The sequence below is a fragment of the Pseudooceanicola nanhaiensis genome (assembly GCF_020171315.1).
Classification (GTDB): Bacteria; Pseudomonadota; Alphaproteobacteria; order Rhodobacterales; family Rhodobacteraceae; genus Pseudooceanicola; species Pseudooceanicola nanhaiensis_A.
In genome coordinates, this window is record NZ_JAIUZP010000011.1 from 147,488 (window position 1) to 161,049 (window position 13,562).

The following is a 13,562-nucleotide window of genomic DNA, read 5'->3' on the forward strand; positions in this document are numbered from 1 at the left end:
CGGGCCATGGCACATATCATCGTCGTCGGAAACGAAAAGGGCGGAGCGGGGAAATCCACCGTCTCCATGCATGTCGCCACCGCGCTTGCCCGGATGGGCCACAAGATCGCGGCGCTCGACCTCGACCTGCGCCAGAAGACCGTGGGCCGCTATGTCACCAACCGCATCGCCTACCTCGAGCGGGAAGGCGTAACCCTGCCCTCGCCCGAGTATCACGATCTGCCGCAGGTGGATCAGTCTGAACTGCGCCCGGGCGAGAACATCTACGATCACCGCCTCTCTGCCGCGGTCTCTGCCCTCGAGGCAGAAAACGACTTCATCCTGATCGACTGCCCCGGCTCGCACACCCGCCTGAGCCAGGTGGCACATTCGCTGGCCGATACGCTGATCACGCCGCTGAACGACAGCTTCGTCGACTTCGACCTGCTGGCCCATGTGGACAACGACGGCGAAAAGATCCTCGGCCCCTCGGTCTATTCCGAAATGGTCTGGAACGCCCGCCAGCTGCGCGCGCAGGCCGGGCTCAAGCCGATCGACTGGGTCGTGCTGCGCAACCGCCTCGGCGCCCAGCAGATGGTGAACAAGAAGAAGATGGAAGACGCGCTTGCGCGGCTCTCCAAGCGGATCGGCTTCCGCCTCGCCCCCGGCTTCTCCGAGCGGGTCATCTTCCGCGAGCTCTTCCCCCGCGGCCTGACCCTGCTCGACCTGAAGGACGTGGGCGTCCAGCAGCTCAACATCTCCAACATCGCCGCCCGCCAGGAGCTGCGCGACCTGATCAAGGCCCTCGACCTGCCCGGCGTCACCGTCGACTTCTGAGCCTTCATCTTTCCCGAAATACTCCGGGGGAGTCGCGGAACGCGACGGGGGCAGCGCCCCCAACCGCCCCCAAGACCCGCGCTGCCCTCCCGGCGCCCCCCGGAATTTTCAAAAATTCCGGTCCGGAAAATTCGAATTTTCCGGGGTCCACCGCCTGCAAAGAACCACCTCCCCCTCCACATCCCCTCCAAAATTCTTCGAAGACTCTTCGGGGGGAATTTTGGGAAGAATTTTCAAAAATTCTTCCTCTCCCGGCCGCACCCTCGGCGTGGTACCCAAACCCGGTCACGACAGGGAGGACGCGATGCGCTGGACAGATTTTCCGAAGTGGGGCCGATGGATGGCCGATTGGGCCGCGGGCTATCACGCGGGCCTGCGCGACCGCCCGGTGCGCGCCCGTTCCACCCCCGGCGCCGTGCTGGCCGCCCTGCCCGCCCATGCCCCCGAGGCGCCTGAGCCGATGGAACAGGTGATCGCGGACTTCGAATCCCTCGTCGTCCCCGGCATCACCCATTGGCAGCACCCCCGGTTCTTCGCCTATTTCCCCTCCAACGCCTCCCCGGCCGCGGTGCTGGCCGACACGCTGATCGCGGCCATGTCGCCGCAATGCATGCTCTGGCAGACCTCCCCGGCCGCGACCGAGATGGAAACCCGGATGATGGAGTGGCTGCGCGACGCCATCGCCCTGCCCGGGGACTTCCACGGCGTGATCCAGGACAGCGCCTCCACCGCCACGCTGGCGGCCGTGCTGGTGATGCGGGAGCGCGCGCTCGACTGGGCCGGAAACCAGCAGGGGCTCGGCGCCCATGCTCCGGTGCGCATCTACTGCTCGGGCGAGGTGCACACCTCCGTCGACCGGGCGATCTGGGTCGCGGGCATCGGCTCGGACAACCTGCGCCGCATCCCGACGCAGGGCCCGACCCGGGCCATGGACCCCGCCGCCCTGCGGGCCGCCATCGCCGAGGACCGCGCGGCGGGCCTGATCCCTGCGGGCATCATCGGCTCGACCGGGGGCACCTCCACCGGCGGCTCCGACGACATCGCGGCCCTGGCCGACATCGCCGAGGCCGAGGGCCTCTTCCTCCACGTGGATGCCGCATGGGCGGGCTCGGCGATGATCTGCGAGGAGTTCCGTCCCCTCTGGGCCGGGGTGGAGCGCGCGGATTCGGTCGTCTTCAACCCTCACAAGTGGCTGGGCGTGCAGTTCGACTGCTCGGCCCATTTCATCCGCTCGCCCGAGGACCTGACCCGCACGCTGGCCTATCGGCCCGAGTTCCTGAAGACCCACGGCGCGGACGGGATCATCAATTACTCCGAGTGGTCGGTGCCGCTGGGGCGGCGCTTCCGGGCGCTGAAGCTGTGGTTCCTGCTGCGCGCCTACGGGCTGGAGGCCCTGCGCGGCATGATCCGCAACCACGTCACCTGGTCGCAGGCGCTCTGCGAGGGGCTGCGGGGCGAGCCGGATTTCACCATCGTGACCGAGCCGGTGCTGTCGCTTTTCACCTTCCGCTACACGCCGGAGGGCGCGGGCGATCTCGATGCGCTGAACCAGCGGCTGGTGCAGGCGATCAACGACGACGGGCGGATTTACCTGACCCAGACGCAGGTGGCGGATGGCATCGCGCTCCGCTTCCAGGCCGGGCAATGGGATTGCACCGAGGCGGATGTGATCCTCGCCGGTGAGGTGATCCGGGAGATCGCGCGGGGGCTGTGACGCGGGGCGGGCCGTTAGCGGCGCTGCATGGTAGAGGTTCGCCTTTGTGCCCGATCCCGCCTCTTTCTCAGGGGAATGGCGCCAAGTCCGCCCCCTGCCCCTCGCGCGGAGCCGCGCATTGCCGGCGCGCGCGGGGGCGATCCGAAGCTCTCTGGCGAGCAGTTTATCCCAGCCAAGCTTGTCGTGTCCCATCGAGGGACCGCCCAGCCTCGCCAAATCGCCGCCGCGTGGGGGCGCGCCGGCGATGCGCGGCGGCCTGCGGCCTTGTCCCGCGCGGGTGATCGTCCAAGCCGTTCTTTGAGCCGTTCCTTGGCGCCCAATGAAAAAGGCCGCCCAATGAGGGCGGCCCTTCTAGATCATGGGGCGAAGCAGCCTCACCCCCGCCGTCACCCGATCCGCACCAGGTGGTTGTCCCACTGCATCTCGGAGGCCGCCTGCCAGTCGCTGCGGCCGCTGCCGGTGTCATATCCGATCACATGGCCGATGCCCGAGGTGATGACGAAGCCCCCGGCCCCGCAGGACAGCCCGCAGGCATCCGCCTCGGCCACCTGCTCCACCAGCGCGCCCGTCGCCGTGTCGAAGATCTGCACCAGCCCGCCCCGGGGCGAGGAGATCGCGGCGCGGGTCCCGGCGGCATCCATGGCGACAGAGCCCGCGTAGCCCTGCATCGCGTCATGCATCGGCCCCTCGGCCATGGCCAGCAGGGGCTCTTGCCCCTCGCGGTGCAGCCCCAGCAGCGCGGGCGCCTCGTATTCGTCGCCCTGCCACTGCATCGCGAAGGCCACCAGACCGTCGTCCGACAGCGCGAGGTGGCGGATCGAGTTCAGGTGCATCTCCTCCGGCAGCTCCATCTGGCTGCGGATCGACCCGGCGGCGCTCATGTAGGTCAGGTTCGGGCGCATCACCGGCAGGTTCAGCTTGGCCCGGCCCGCGTCCGGGTGGGTCTCGATCCCGCCGTTGGCCACCACGAAGGAGCCGTCCGGCAGGCGCAGGATGTCATGCGGCCCCACCCCGCCCGAGGGCACCTCGTCCACGCGGCTATAGCCGGATGCCACGTCCCAGACGCCGATCACGCCCTGCCCCGCCTCGTAGTCGTTCTCGGGCGTGAAGAGCAGTGCGCCATCAGCGGAAAACGCACCGTGGCCGTAGAAATGCCGCCCCTCGGGGCTGTCGAGCCGCGCCGCGATCTGGCCCGAGCGGCAATCGACCACCAGGGCGAAGGTGCCGGGACGGCGGGCAAAGGCCACGGCCTCGGGGCGGGTCGGATGGGCGGCGGCGGCATGGCCGCGCGCGGGCAGCGGCTGCTGGAAGAGCACCTGCCCGCGCGCGTCCAGACCGCAGAGGCGATAGGCCCCGTCGGGCGCGCGCGCGGCGGAGAGGAAGGCGGGATCGCCCGCCTCGGCCCAGGTGGGCGTGGGCAATGCGCCCGCGGCCAGCATCCCGGCCAGGAAAGTCCGGCGAGAGGTCATGTCAGTCTCCATCCAGCGCGTTGAACCCGGCACCCACGCCGAGGCGGGCGCCGATGTTGGCCGCCTCCTGTTCCCGGATATGGTCGATGGCCTGTTGCAGGATCTCGACCCGCAGCCGGCCCGAGGGATCATCCACCCCTGCAAAGATCGGATCGTCCAGATCGGCGGCAAGGTCCTGCGCGGTCTGGAAGCCCTCGTCCACCTGCGCCAGCAACTCGGCATCATCGCCCGAGAGCCGCTCCCCCAGATCGCGAAGCGCGGCGAGCGACAGCTCCACATGGCGGAGCGAACGGCCGGAGCGACGCGCCTCGGCCCGGGTGGCACGGGGGCGGTCGAAGGTGCCCATCGGCCGCCCGAGGCGGGTGTCAGAGGTGAATTGCAACCCCTGCGACAGGGCGCCGAATAGTTCGCCCAGCACCTCGTCCTCGTCCCGATAGGGGCCGGAGGGCGGCGGCAGCAGGTAGCCCGCCCATGTCTCGTGCCAGTCGCTCGCGATTGCCAGCGTGGTGCGCTCGATGTCGCCAGTCATGGCGCGGATGAGGGCACAGCGGTACGCTGGCGTGCCCATCCCGGTGAATTGGTCGTCGTAGAGCATGTATTCCAGCGCGTAGAAGCCCTGCGCCGCGATGGAGACCTGCGTGAAGTCCTCGGCGTTTTCGACCGCCGGGTCGCTGTCGGCGATCAGCGCCGAGAGCGCCTTGGGCGTGGCGCCCCGGCTGTCAGGCCAGAAGGCGAGCGAGAAGGCGCGGTTGTCGGCCTCCGTCGGGCCGAAGCGCAGGTGGCTGGCGGAAATCCAGGCGTCGAAGGCCGCGCCCCATGCCTCTTTCAGGGCGGGCCCGGGGGTGCAATCGGCCAGCGCCGCCGCATCCAGCGCCTCGGAGGCCTCGGCGAGCGCGTCGAAGCGCGGCAGGATGTGGTTCTCGACCACGTCGGTCACCGTCGCGTCGAACTCTCCGGCCTGCCCTGCCCCCGGCGGCATCAGCACGAAGGCCAGCGGGATCAGGGCGGTGCGGAGGGGACGTCGCATTAAAGGCTCTCCAGGAAGCGGATCAGGGCGGCACGGTCGGGCGCGGGCATCGAGACGACGGCATCGCGGGCGGCCTGTGCCTCGCCCCCATGCCACAGGATCGCCTCCAGAATCGAGCGTGCCCGCCCGTCATGCAGGAAATAGGCGTGGCCGGAGACGCGCTCGGTCAGACCGATGCCCCAGAGCGGCGCGGTGCGCCATTCGCGGCCCGTGGCGCGGGCCTCGGGGCGGTTGTCGGCCAGACCTTCGCCCATGTCGTGCAGCAGCAGGTCGGAATAGGGCCAGATCAGCTGGAAGCTCTGCTCCGGGCGGCCCTGCATCCGGTGGGTGACGAATTTCGGCACGTGGCAGGACTGGCAGTTGACGGAGTAGAAGACCTCCTTGCCGCGCAGCACCTCCGGGTCGTCCAGATCGACGCGCTCCGGCACCGCGAGGTTGCGGGAGTAGAAGGTCACGAGGTCGAGGCCGGTCTCGTCGATCTCGAAGCCGCCCTTGTCCATGTCCCGCCCGTCCGGCGCCTCGCGGCAGCCCGCCTGCAGGTCGGTGCATTCGCCGTAGGCCCCGGTGAAGAGCGGGTTGGAAATGCCAATGTCCCCGTCAAAGGCGGCGGCGGACTGGTGGCGGATCGTGGGCGCGCCGGCCTTGAGCCCGAAGCGGCCCAGCATCGGCAGATCGAATTCGACCGAGCGCACGACATTCGCGCGGCCCGAGATGCCATCGCCATCGGCATCGTCCGGATCGGCGTGGGCAAGGATATCCTCGACCGGGATCGCCTCCAGCAGGCCAAGGCCGATCATCTGCGGTGCAACCCGGGGGCTGAGCATCACGTCCGCGGCCATCGGGCCATAGCCGAGGTCCTCGACCCGGTAGGTCGGCTTGCGCAGGCTGGCGCTTTCGCCATCGGAGAGGGAGACGGGGATCTCCTCGTAGTCGATCCGCATCTGCCCCTCGGCGGGCAGCCCGGCAAGGGAGAAGTCCTGCAACTGGGTGCCGTAGTGCGGCTCGGGCGCGGTGGCGATGAAGTCCTCGATCTCGGCCTCCTCCGGGCCACCGGGGACCGAGACGCGCAGGAACATCGACACGTTGCTGTCGGTCGGCCCCTCGGGCGGATGGCCGCGGCCGTCCTTCAGGTGGCACCGCTGACAGGAGCGCGCGTTGTAAAGCGGCCCCAGCCCGTCCGACGCGAGGGTCGAGGACGGGGCGGAGACCCAGATTTTCTTGAAGAGCCCGTTGCCGACCTTGAAGTCGAGTTCGCCCTCGAAGCTGATGTTGCCGGAGGGCTGCGAGAAGGCATCGGCGTTCTGGCGCAACCGCACGGAGGCGGCGCCACCGGGCAGGGCCTCGAATTTCTCGGGATTGGAGAAATCGGTGGTGGGCGCGGTCACCTCGGCGATGCGGGCGCGTTCATCCTCGCTGCGCGGCTGGATGTCGAGGTGCAGATCCTCGAGCGCGACACCGGCGGCGACATGCGCCGCATCCTTGGCATGGGCCCCCGCCCCGCCGGTGACGGCGAGGGCGGCGGCAAACGTGGCTGCAAGCGCGGAAGGCTTACTCGGCTTCGTCCATCGTAGAGGCATTGAGCTGGGCATATTTCTCGGGGCCGATCTTCTCCAGCAGGTCAAGCTGGGTTTCGAGGAAGTCGATATGGCCTTCCTCGTCCATCAGCAACTCTTCGAAGAGCTTCATGGACACGTAGTCACCGGCCGTGTTGCAGTATTCCCGGGCTTCCTTGTAGAGCGCGGCGGCCTCCTGCTCGGCGGCGAGGTCGGCTTCCAGCGTCTCCTTGGGGGTCTGCCCGATGCGGAGCGGGTCGAGTTTCTGAAGGTTCGGATGCCCTTCAAGGAAGAGGATGCGCTGGATCAGCTTGTCCGCGTGGTTCATCTCTTCGATGCTTTCCTCGCGGCTCTTGCTGGCCATGTGGCCGAGGCCCCAGTCATCCTGCAGGCGGTAGTGGAGCCAGTACTGGCTCACGGCAGTCAACTCACTTCTGAGCGCCGTGTTGAGATACTCGATAACCTTCGGATCGCCTTTCATCGGAGGTCTCCTCTGTTGCCGGCCTGCGCAGGCCACGCAGTTGCATTGGAACCTCAAAGTTGTCGTTCTTGCGCATGGTTGCAAGGAAAAGTGGCATGCAACCGCCGCAATCCGCGGCCTTGCCCAAGGCGCGGTAGACTTTGCCCGGGGTGACGATGGTTTCGGCATCGGAGGCGCGCATCCAGTCGATGGCGGCGTTGATGTCCTTGTCCGAGATGTTCTGGCAGTGGCAAACGATCATCGCTGCGGTCCAATGGCATTCGTGGCTCTGGGGTGGCACGGGCCCCGCGAGGGCCCGCACCGGGTGTCAGGGTCCAGCGCGGAACGCCGGGGGGCGCGTCACTGGAAGACGGCGCCGGGGTTGTCGAGGCTGTCGGAGCCTTCGAACTCGATGGCATCGGCGCCAAGGGCCGCCACCACGCGCTCGATGGTCTGGGTCTGGTCCACGAGGCCATCAACGCCGCCCATGATCAGCGCCTCGCCGCCCGCGTTGCCGCGTTCCAGCATCTGGTCGTAGGAGAAGCCTGCCTCGGCCGCGGTCTTGATCTGACCAAGGGCGCGCATGGTGTTGGCGAGCTTCATCCGCATCTCGGCGTCGAGGTCCGGGTTCAGTTCGGAAACCAGATCGGAGAGCGACGCGCCGGAGACGATGGAGCCGTCTGCACGCACGTAGTTGCCGAGGTAGACGTTCTGGATGCCGAGACCGTCGTAGTAATGGCTGTTGTGGGTGTTGTCCGAGAAGCAGTCATGCTCTTCCTCGGGGTCGTTCAGCATCAGGCCGAGGCGCATCCGTTCGCCCGCCTGCTCGCCGTAGGAGAGCGAGCCCATGCCGGTGAGGATGGTCGAGATGCCTGCGTCCTCGTTCTCCATCACCGCGGCGCGGGCCTCGCCGCCCTCGGCCCACTGGCCGGCCATGTACTCGAGGTCGGAGACCAGCAGGTCGGTCACCGCGGTCAGATAGGCGCCACGACGGTCGCAGTTGCCATTGGTGCAGGCGTCGCCCGCGGCGTAATCGGTGAAGGGCCGGTTGCCCGCGCCGTGGGCGTGGCCGTTCAGGTCCTGCCCCCAGAGCAGGAATTCGATGGCGTGGTAGCCGGAGGCGACGTTGGCCTCCACCCCGTCGGCCTCGTGCAGCGTCTCACCGATCAGCTCGGGCGTGATCTCGGAGGCGTCCACCTCTTCGCCCGAGAGGGTGAAGGTCGGGTTGGCGATGACGTTCAGCGCGGCGAATTCATTCTCGTCCGTGGGGCCGCCATAGGTGGCATCCACGTAGTCGATCAGACCCTCGTCCAGCGGCCAGGCGTTCACCTTGCCTTCCCAGTCATCCACGATCGCATTGCCGAAGCGGAAGACCTCGGTCTGCTGGTAGGGGACGCGGGCGGCGAGCCAGGCGGTCTTGGCGGCCTGCAGCGTGGCGTCCGAGGGATCGGCCACGAGGGCGGCGACGGCCTCCTGAAGGGCCTGCGCGGTGGTCAGGCTGTCGCCGTAGGCGGCGGCGGCGATATCCGCGTAGGTGGTGAGAACCTCGGCCTTCTCCTGTGCCTGCGCGGCAGTGGCGAGGGACAGGGAGAGCGCGGTGGTGCTGAGGGCCGCGGCGGCAAGCTTGCTGAATGTCGTCATGGTCGGTCCTTGAACGATGGGTGGGTGTCAGTGAAGGCGCGCATCCGCCGGCCGGCGGGGGTGACGCGTCATGCGGGTCAGTGCCAGCCCCAGCCCCTCGGCCAGGCCCAGCAGGCACGGCGCCATGTCGGGCCGGGCAATGAGGGTTGCAAACATCATGGCATCCTCGCGCGCGCCTTCGGCGGCAGCGGCGATGAAATGGCCGAAACAGGCCTCGTCCCCGCCGAGGCAGGTACAGCTGAGATGGTGGCGCATCAGCGGGCGCCGGCCGTGGCTGTGGCAGAGCGCGCAGATCTCGTCGAGGGCGGCGGCCGCCTCGCCACCGAGGTCGGGGCCGAGGGTGTCGATGAAATCGCGCAGCGTCTGCGCCCGGCTTTCCGGGCTGTGGCACCAGCCGCGCAGGCAGAGCACCGCGCCCGCGGCGACGGCATCGAGGTCGGTCAGCTGTCCGACCGCGGCGCCACCGCGCGGCGCAGGCCCGCCACTGGACCGGTCGGAGGGCGACCGCAGCGTCATTTCGTCAGGATCAGCTTGCCCGCGCGGGTGATGCGCAGGGTGTAGACCTGATCCCCGAGGCGGATGAGCGCGAGGCCATCGGGGCCCGTCAGCTCCTCCGCGCTGTGAACGGGGCCGTCGAAGGCCGCCAGCGTCTGGGTCGCAACCGTATTGGTAGACATGGGTTCACTTTCCTCTCGTCCATGCGCCCGGCTTCCCCGGAGCCCGGCTGAGAGGCGCGAGGGACGCGGCTCAGGTCAGGGGTGGCTGGCATGGGTTTATACCTGACAAAAGCAGTCAGCTTCGTCAATCCGATTCTTTTGGTAGGGTATTGGGCAGGCACAGATCTGCCCTGCCCTGCCCGTCTGAGGGCAACCTTTGGATCGGACGCAGGATTGGGGGGCTGTCTGCCCCCCTTGGCCCTGACGGGCCAATTCCCCCCGAGGATATTTGGGAAACGAAAATGGGACGGGCCGTTGGGCCCGCGAAGCCCGCGCGGGCCTCAGGCCTGCGGGATGCAGGCGCCGCGGATCGCGTCGAGCTGCGCGTCGAGCGCGGGACCGCTGGCCGGGAAGACCCCGTCGAGCGCGGCGGTGCCGATGGTGAAGCCCGCCGCCCCGCAGGCGCGCAGGCGGGCGATCCGGTCCGGGCTGTCGATGGAGCCCGCGATGATCACCGGTTTCTCGGTCGCGGCGCAGACCGCCTCCATCATCGCCTCCACGTCGCCCGCGAAACGGTAGGCCAGCAGGTCGAGCCCGTGGACCCCGTCCATCTCCGCAAGCGCCCGGGCCGATGCGACGATCGCCTCGGAGGGGCCGTGCAGCACGCTGGGGATGCCCGTGACCCGGCCCGGGAAGGGATAGTAGCGCAGCGCCGTGCCCGCGATCACCGGCAGCACATCCTGCGCATGGGTCCCGCCCAGCAGGATGTCGACGCCGATTTCCACCGCCGCCCGAGCCGAGGCGATTTCGCTCTCGCGGTCTTCGGAGACCACTTCGAGGTAGCTGGTGGCCCCGCCCGCCCGGATGCGCCGGGCAAGCTCCGCCAGGTCTGGGATCGGCAGGCCCACGTCCTTGAACCCGATATGCCGCAGCCCCTGGGCCAGCGCCACGTCAAGATGATGCGCGGCATCCTCGACAGTGCGGTCGTTGCGGGTGAGCATGAAGATGAAATCCATCACGCTTCCTCTGTCGCGTGCCGGGCCTCGGCCAGTTGCACCGCGTAGCGCAGGGCCGTGACCATGCTGTCGGGCTCTGCCACGCCCTGCCCCGCGATGTCGAAGGCGGTGCCGTGATCGGGCGAGGTGCGCACGAAGGGCAACCCCAGCGTGATGTTCACGCCGCTCTCCAGCCCCATGTATTTCACCGGGATCAGCCCCTGGTCATGATACTGCGCCACCACCACGTCGAAGCGGCCCTTGCGCGCCATCATAAAGACCGTGTCGCCCGGCCAGGGGCCCGAGGCGTCGATCCCCTCGGCCCGGGCGGCCTCGATGGCGGGGCGGATGATCTCGATCTCCTCGCGGCCGAAGAGCCCGCCCTCGCCCGCATGGGGATTGAGCCCCGCCACGGCGACCCGCGGCGTCGCGATGCCGAGCGCCTTGGCCCCTGCATGGGCCAGCCGGATGGCATCCATCTGGGCGGGGAAATCCGCCTGCTCGATGGCGTCGCGCAGCGAGACGTGGATCGTCACCAGCACGGTGCGGATCTCATCGTTGGCCAGCATCATCGCGACCTTGCCGGCGCCGCCGTAGGTGGCCAGCATCTCGGTATGGCCGGGGAACTTGATGCCCGCGGCCGAGAGGGCCTCCTTGTGGATCGGCGCCGTGACGATCCCCGCGACGCGCCCCGCCTTGGCAAGGTCGATGGCCGCACGGATCGCGTCGTAGGCCGCCTGCCCCGCCGCGGCCGTAACCTGCCCGTAGGCGGGCGCAGGCTGTCCGGGGGCCGTGTCGATCAGGCGGATGGCCCCCGGGAGGGCGGGCGTCTGCGGGCCGTCGACGGGCTGCAACTGCCATTCCGGCGCCACGAGGTTGAGCGCACGGGCCAGGGCCGCGCCGTGGCCGATCACCACGGCAGGCGGCGCCGCGGGCGATGTCAGCGCGCGGACGGTGATCTCGGGGCCGATCCCGGCGGGATCGCCCAGGGTGACGGCAAGGGGCGTGGAGGAGAGAGACTCGGTCATGTCGCGAGAGTAGCAGAGGCGCGAGGCCCGCACAGCCTCGTCGCGTCGGCCTGCGCCGGAATCCGCGAGACTGGCCCTGCGGTTGCCCCCGTTGCACCAAAGGAGGTCACGCCCCTTCCGTCAAACCGGGCGCCATCCCGTAACGTCGGCCCGTCTTTCGCCTCCACCGCGCGGGTGGCGTTGCGGGAGGTGGTAAGCGCCTCGCACGGGCGACCTCGCCTCCCCCGTCCACGCCCGGCGCACGTCGCGGAAAGTTTCTCCTAAGTGCCAGTTTCGTCTTGTAGTCCCTGCGCCGCCTTCGCTATACGCGTCGGCGGAGACGTGGCCGAGTGGTCGAAGGCGCTCCCCTGCTAAGGGAGTAGACGGGAAACCGTCTCGTGGGTTCGAATCCCATCGTCTCCGCCACCATGGCATTTCCCCCGCTTTCATAGACTCGCCTCCGAGGGCTTACGCGCCTGAAAATAAGGCCAGCATGAGTTCGCGTAGTTTTGTTGGTTTGAGTTCGCTTCCACTGGTATGCTTCCATTGTGTGGTATGAATGGTGGTATTTTCAATGGCGGCTCTTACCGGAAAGCTGACTCGCAAACTGGTAGACAACCTCGGGCCGGGTCGGCACGGCGATGGCTCCGGGCTGTACCTCGTGGTGGATCCTACGGGGGCGCGCCGATGGATCGTGCGCGTGACAGTGAAGGGGCAGAAGAATCGTCAGGGCGGCCCGCTTCGCACCGACTTTGGCCTTGGCGGCGCCGATGTCGTCACGCTGAACCAAGCACGAGAACGCGCGCTTGAATACCGCCGCATGGCGAAGGCGGGCCTGAACCCGCGCTTCAACGCGAAGCGGGAGGTGCCGAGCTTCGAGGAGTTGGCGGGGCAGGTTCACTTAGATCGCCTTCCGACATGGAAGAACCCGAAGCACGGCCAGCAATGGCTCAACACGCTCCGCGACTACGCTTTCCCTAAGATTGGCAGGATGCCGGTTGATAGCATCGGGCAACCCGAGGTTTTGATGTGCTTGTCCCCGATCTGGACCGCCAAGCACGAAACCGCACGGCGCTTGGCACAGCGCATCAAGACCGTTCTGGACGTGGCAAAGTCCTCAGGCTTCCGGACCGGAGAGAACCCGGTGACCGCCGTGAAAGAAGCGGAGGTACTTCCCAAGGTGAAGGCTAGGCCATCGCATCACGATGCAATGCCGTGGCGCGACGTCCCTGCATTCTATGCGGAGCTGGCGGCACGCACCGCCGTGGCGGCGAAGGCGCTGCAATTCACGATCCTCACGGCTTGTCGGACCTCGGAGGTGCTGGGTATGACGTGGGCGGAGGTGGACGACGAGGCCCGTCTCTGGACGGTCCCGGCGGAGCGGATGAAGGGCGGGGTGCAGCATAGGGTGCCGCTCACAGACGAAATGCTGCGCATTCTCGATGCGATGAAGGAACTGCGCTCTGACGTGGTTTTCCAAGGTCAGAAGCGGCATCAGCCATTGTCGAACATGTCGATGCTGATGCTGCTGCGGCGGATGGGGTGCGGCGACTTCACAGTTCACGGTTTCCGGAGCACGTTTCGCGATTGGACAGCAGAGGTTGCGGGCGCACCGCGCGAGGTTGCTGAGGCGGCGCTGGCGCACCAATTCGGCACAGATGTAGAGCGCGCCTATGCGCGGTCAGATTTGCTGGAAAAACGGCGAAATCTAATGGCCCGCTGGACTGCATTTGTCCTAGGCAGCCAGGAGGCGGCTTAATGAGGTACTATAAATTAGTTGAGGTCGCGGAGTATTGCTACCTAAGTGAGGCGGTTGGATTTGTTGCGTTCGGGCGTGTGCCTGCGGTCGCTTGGGAAGATGGGCCGGAGCTTGACGAAGATGGAAACCTTTACGGGCAAGACTTGCGCTTCAGTTGGCGCGAGATGCCAGACAACTTTGAAGATAGCGAGTTTGAGTTTGAGTTCTTCGAGGAAGCTGAGTTTGAGGCAGCCGGGCTGGAAATGCCGGATGGCTACATCGAGGCAGCGAGTTCAGTTCTTTTCGGTGCAATCGCTGATGCTCAATCTACCGTCAAAGTGCACGAACAGTACTTTGCCAAGCTAAATGACCTGCTCCCCGTAGTGTCCGCGTTTTTTAGTTCGCTCTGTTCAGGATTTGGTCCTCTATTGACCGTTGGTGATACTCCCACGGGGTAAGCCCGTCGAGGCTCGTGTGGGGGCGGTG

General features: G+C 67.6%; 14 protein-coding genes and 1 tRNA gene. 5 read left to right on the plus strand and 10 right to left on the minus strand.

What is annotated here, in order from left to right; all coding sequences use genetic code 11:
• Positions 1 to 6: 6 nt before the first annotated feature.
• The gene (locus tag LCM32_RS18190; RefSeq protein WP_224822517.1) at positions 7 to 816 is read left to right on the plus strand and encodes a division plane positioning ATPase MipZ; all 810 of its coding nucleotides are present in this window, start codon (positions 7 to 9) and stop codon (positions 814 to 816) included.
• 304 nt (positions 817 to 1,120) lie between these two features.
• Entirely contained in the window at positions 1,121 to 2,530 is a 1,410-nt protein-coding gene (locus tag LCM32_RS18195) for a pyridoxal phosphate-dependent decarboxylase family protein (RefSeq protein ID WP_224822518.1), read from the plus strand.
• 386 nt (positions 2,531 to 2,916) lie between these two features.
• Here LCM32_RS18195 and LCM32_RS18200 read toward each other — a convergent pair whose 3' ends face one another.
• From LCM32_RS18200 to pdxA, 10 genes are all read right to left on the minus strand, one after another.
• Positions 2,917 to 3,999 (minus strand): DUF1513 domain-containing protein, encoded by a 1,083-nt coding sequence (locus LCM32_RS18200; protein ID WP_224822519.1) that lies wholly within the window; start codon positions 3,997 to 3,999, stop codon positions 2,917 to 2,919.
• 1 nt (position 4,000) lies between these two features.
• A complete protein-coding gene (locus LCM32_RS18205) occupies positions 4,001 to 5,026 on the minus strand; it encodes an imelysin family protein (protein ID WP_224822520.1) in 1,026 nt (341 codons plus the stop codon).
• Positions 5,026 to 6,603, minus strand: coding sequence for a di-heme oxidoredictase family protein (locus LCM32_RS18210; protein ID WP_224822521.1), 1,578 nt, complete (start codon positions 6,601 to 6,603; stop codon positions 5,026 to 5,028). The genes LCM32_RS18205 and LCM32_RS18210 overlap by 1 nt, the downstream gene beginning before the upstream one ends.
• Positions 6,575 to 7,060, minus strand: a complete 486-nt coding sequence (gene bfr / locus LCM32_RS18215; RefSeq protein ID WP_224822522.1) for a bacterioferritin — start codon at positions 7,058 to 7,060, stop codon at positions 6,575 to 6,577. Before bfr ends, LCM32_RS18210 begins: the two co-directional genes overlap by 29 nt.
• Positions 7,008 to 7,301 carry a bacterioferritin-associated ferredoxin gene (locus LCM32_RS18220; protein WP_224822523.1) on the minus strand — a complete coding sequence of 98 codons (294 nt, stop codon included), beginning with the start codon at positions 7,299 to 7,301 and terminating at the stop codon, positions 7,008 to 7,010. The genes bfr and LCM32_RS18220 overlap by 53 nt, the downstream gene beginning before the upstream one ends.
• 98 nt (positions 7,302 to 7,399) lie before the next feature.
• Complete coding sequence (locus LCM32_RS18225; RefSeq protein ID WP_224822524.1) at positions 7,400 to 8,680, minus strand: imelysin family protein; 1,281 nt, start codon at positions 8,678 to 8,680, stop codon at positions 7,400 to 7,402.
• Positions 8,681 to 8,707: 27 nt separating this feature from the next.
• The gene (locus LCM32_RS18230; protein ID WP_224822525.1) at positions 8,708 to 9,196 is read right to left on the minus strand and encodes a hypothetical protein; all 489 of its coding nucleotides are present in this window, start codon (positions 9,194 to 9,196) and stop codon (positions 8,708 to 8,710) included.
• Positions 9,193 to 9,357 carry a hemin uptake protein HemP gene (hemP, locus tag LCM32_RS18235; RefSeq protein WP_222489234.1) on the minus strand — a complete coding sequence of 55 codons (165 nt, stop codon included), beginning with the start codon at positions 9,355 to 9,357 and terminating at the stop codon, positions 9,193 to 9,195. Before hemP ends, LCM32_RS18230 begins: the two co-directional genes overlap by 4 nt.
• A 320-nt stretch (positions 9,358 to 9,677) precedes the next feature.
• A complete protein-coding gene (locus tag LCM32_RS18240) occupies positions 9,678 to 10,352 on the minus strand; it encodes a hypothetical protein (RefSeq protein ID WP_318246202.1) in 675 nt (224 codons plus the stop codon).
• Positions 10,352 to 11,359 carry a 4-hydroxythreonine-4-phosphate dehydrogenase PdxA gene (gene pdxA, locus LCM32_RS18245; protein WP_224822526.1) on the minus strand — a complete coding sequence of 336 codons (1,008 nt, stop codon included), beginning with the start codon at positions 11,357 to 11,359 and terminating at the stop codon, positions 10,352 to 10,354. Before pdxA ends, LCM32_RS18240 begins: the two co-directional genes overlap by 1 nt.
• A gap of 315 nt (positions 11,360 to 11,674) precedes the next feature.
• Here pdxA and LCM32_RS18250 point away from each other — a divergent pair.
• The 3 genes from LCM32_RS18250 to LCM32_RS18260 all read left to right on the plus strand — a co-directional run bounded on the left by LCM32_RS18250 (position 11,675) and on the right by LCM32_RS18260 (position 13,534).
• Positions 11,675 to 11,764: transfer RNA gene (locus LCM32_RS18250), tRNA-Ser, on the plus strand.
• A 148-nt stretch (positions 11,765 to 11,912) separates the two neighbouring features.
• Entirely contained in the window at positions 11,913 to 13,097 is a 1,185-nt protein-coding gene (locus tag LCM32_RS18255) for a tyrosine-type recombinase/integrase (RefSeq protein ID WP_224822527.1), read from the plus strand.
• Positions 13,097 to 13,534, plus strand: a complete 438-nt coding sequence (locus LCM32_RS18260; protein ID WP_224822529.1) for a hypothetical protein — start codon at positions 13,097 to 13,099, stop codon at positions 13,532 to 13,534. Before LCM32_RS18255 ends, LCM32_RS18260 begins: the two co-directional genes overlap by 1 nt.
• The last annotated feature ends 28 nt before the right edge of the window (positions 13,535 to 13,562 follow it).